The 3,010-nt window shown below is 69.6% G+C and carries 4 protein-coding genes; all 4 read left to right on the top strand.

Annotated features, from left to right (window positions below; genetic code table 11):
* The first annotated feature begins 516 nt into the window (after positions 1-516).
* From BI06_RS55410 to BI06_RS55395, 4 genes are read left to right on the top strand one after another with little or no spacing between them, the layout of a single operon-like run.
* Positions 517-756 carry an HNH endonuclease gene (locus BI06_RS55410; RefSeq protein WP_051740224.1) on the top strand — a complete coding sequence of 80 codons (240 nt, stop codon included), beginning with the start codon at positions 517-519 and terminating at the stop codon, positions 754-756.
* Positions 753-1,103, top strand: a complete 351-nt coding sequence (locus BI06_RS55405) for a hypothetical protein (protein ID WP_043465246.1) — start codon at positions 753-755, stop codon at positions 1,101-1,103. The genes BI06_RS55410 and BI06_RS55405 overlap by 4 nt, the downstream gene beginning before the upstream one ends.
* Positions 1,104-1,115: 12 nt before the next feature.
* Positions 1,116-1,343, top strand: coding sequence for a hypothetical protein (locus BI06_RS55400; protein WP_043465243.1), 228 nt, complete (start codon positions 1,116-1,118; stop codon positions 1,341-1,343).
* 3 nt (positions 1,344-1,346) lie between these two features.
* Entirely contained in the window at positions 1,347-3,008 is a 1,662-nt protein-coding gene (locus BI06_RS55395; RefSeq protein ID WP_051740223.1) for a hypothetical protein, read from the top strand.
* Positions 3,009-3,010 lie beyond the last annotated feature (2 nt).

Raw genomic sequence — 3,010 nt, 5'->3', positions numbered from 1 at the left:
GCACCGCTCCCCTTCCGGTCCTCTCTCCCCGGTCGAGGTCGAGCACCTGGCGGGGCCCTGCGTTCCAAGGAGTCGAGTGAAGCCGTGCACCCGGTGTCAAGAGACCAAGCCTCTTGCTGCCTTCGGGCGGGACGCATCCCGGAAAGACGGTAGGCAGCACTACTGCCGGCCCTGCCGTGTCGCCCTCTCCCGGCCTATCCGGGCACGTAACTACGCACTGGTGCTCGCAGCCAAGGCCGGCCCCTGCCTGGACTGCGGCGGTACCTTTCATCCGGTGGTGATGGATCTGGACCACCGCCCCGGAGAAGTGAAGGTGTTTGACCCCTCCAAGTCGGGAGGGCGGAGGGCCGAGGTGGTCGCGCGCGAGGTCGCCAAATGCGACCCCGTGTGCGCGAACTGTCATCGCATCAGGACCTTCACTCGCAATGGGGTGATCTCGTGACCTCCCGCCGTACAGTCCCGCTTCCCCCTCACTGGCCTCGTCTTCGCCGCGCGGTCTTGAATCGCGACGCCTGGATGTGCCGACATCTGAGGTACGACACCGGCGAGCTGTGCGGCGAGCCCGCGCGCCACTGCGACCACGTCGTCCCCGCCTCCGAAGGCGGCTCCGACACCCCCGCCAACCTCCGCGCCCTGTGCGACTGGCACGTCCTGCGCAAGGACGCCGCCGACGCCGGCCGAGCCCGCCGGAGGGCCACCGCGGACCGCTGGCAGCCCATCCGAAACCGCCGCACGCACCCCGGGGAGGTCCGTTGAACGTCGACCCGACCGAGAAGGACGCGGCCAAGATCCGCGCCGCGCTGGTCGAGCTGTACGAGACCGAGTTGGACCTTGAGCCGACCGACCTCGCGCTGATCGACATCGCCGCGCCGATGCTCGCGCGCGCCGCCCAGCTCGACGCCGTGGTTCGCCGCGAAGGCCAGATGATCCCCGGCGGGAACCGGGCCGGAATGATGGTCCTGCACCCGGGAATCGCGCAGGCCCAGCTCAGCCGAACCCAGGCCGCCGGCCACCTCGCCAAGATCCGCGGTGAGGGCGAGGGCAACCGCCGAGGTCACAACGCCCGCGACGCCGTGGGCGCCCGCTGGGGCAACCGAGTCTGAGAGGAGCCCGCCGTGGCACGCCGCAAGACCCGGGCCTCTGGCCCCTCGGACGAGTCGCTGCGCATCGCGCGGACGATCACCTACTACCAGACCTGCCTGGACGCCGCCGTGCCACACGAGACGGCCCGGGAGTTGTGGGCTCACGACATGACCCGCCCGTTCGAGGCCGGTGAGCACGTCTCCGCCGCGATGGCCCAAGCCCTGGAGCTGCGCGCCCGCCAGGAGGCAGCCCAGCCGTAGGAGGTGGCCGTCCTGACCATCACCTACGAGCCGGTCCGCACCCTTGCGGACACCGTCCCGCACCCGCACCGCACCCTCGCGGGCGAGCTGCTGCGCTGGAGCGCCTACGCGTTCCGGCCGGACTGGAAGTACACCCCGGAGCAGGTCAGGATCTTGGCCCGCTGGTACGAGCTGAGCGACGACGCCGTTCCCGAGGACCCCAACGACCCCGAGACTTGGGGTCGCGCCTTCCGCTGGGAGTCCGGCACCCTGCGCCGCCTGAAGGGGTGGGGCAAGGACCCGAAGATGGCGTCGGTCTGCGCGATGGAGTTCGTCGGCCCGTGCCGCCTGGTCGGCTTCCGCCCCGACGGCTCGCCGATCGGCGGACCGCCGCAAGAGGCGTGGGTGCAGATCTTCGCCACGGCGGCCGGCCAGAACGTCAACACGATGTCGGCGTTCTCCACGATCTTCAGCCAGGCCGCCATCGACCGGTACGCGATCAAGCTCGGCCAGGAGGTCTGCTACGCGAGCCAGGTCGACACCGACGGCCGGCAGTGCCGTCTGGAGGCGAAGGCCAGCTCCTTCCGCGCTGCGGAGGGCGGGCGCCCATCATTTTCCCTGCTCAACGAGACGTGGCACTGGGTCGCCGCCACCGGAGGCCCCCGCCTCGCGGCCACCATCCGACCCAACGCCACCAAGGTCGGCGGCCGGACGCTGGAGATCACCAACGCCCCCGTCATCGGCGAGGAAAGCGTGGCCGAGACCACTTGGTACGCCTTCGAGAAGCAACGCGACGGGGTCAACCGCGACGCTGGTATCTACTACGACAGCGTGGAGGCCCCTCCGGGGGTCGATCTCGCCGACGAGGACCAACTGCGCGCAGCGATCCTGTGCGCCCGGGGCGACTCGGTGTGGATCAACCCGGACCGGGTGATGAAGGACATCTGGTCGGCCAGCACGTCCGAGGACGAGAGCCGCCGGAAGTACCTCAACCAGCTCTCCAGCCATGACGACGCGCTGGTGGACCGCGACACCTGGGACCTGGCCACGGTCGAGCCCGCCGACGGCATACGCCCCGGCGAGCGCATCGTGCTGTCCTTCGACGGCGGCAAGACGGACGACTCAACTGGCCTCCTGGCCATGCGCGTTCGGGACAAGACGGTCCAGAAGCTCGCCCTGTGGGAGAAGCCCGACGGCCCGGCCGGCAAGAACTGGGAAGTGGACGGCACCGAGGTCAACGACATGGTGGCCCACGTCTTCCAGAAGTACACCGTCGTCGCGTTCTTCGCCGATGTCGCGGGCTGGGAGTCCTACATCGCCGACTGGTCGGAGAAGTACGGCCCGAAGCTGCTCATCAAGGCGTCCGGGAAGTCGACGGTCGGCTACGACATGCGGGCCAACCAGCGAGAGATCACCGTCGAGCACATGGCGCTGGTCGGGGCGATCGAGACGGTGGCCCTGCCGCACGTGCGCGACTACTCGCTGACCCGCCACTCCATGAACGCCCGCAAGCGCCCGAACCAGTACGGCTTCAGCTTCGGCAAGGAGTCGCGCGAGTCGAGGTTGAAGGTCGACCTGTACGCCTGCATGGTCCTCGCCTGGATCGCCCACCGCCGCCTCACCGAGAGCGGCAAGCTCAAGCCCCCGAAGGCCCCCGGCCAGCTACAGACCCGAGGAGGGTTCTGATG

Source organism: Kitasatospora sp. MBT66, from assembly GCF_000710405.2.
GTDB classification, from domain to species: Bacteria; Actinomycetota; Actinomycetes; order Streptomycetales; family Streptomycetaceae; genus Kitasatospora; species Kitasatospora purpeofusca.
This window is presented reverse-complemented; position numbering and strand designations above follow the sequence as displayed.

Excerpts from the sequence above, each read along its gene's own strand:
- BI06_RS55410 (WP_051740224.1), top strand. The coding sequence starts at position 517 with ATGTGCCGACATCTGAGGTACGACACCGGCGAGCTGTGCGGCGAGCCC.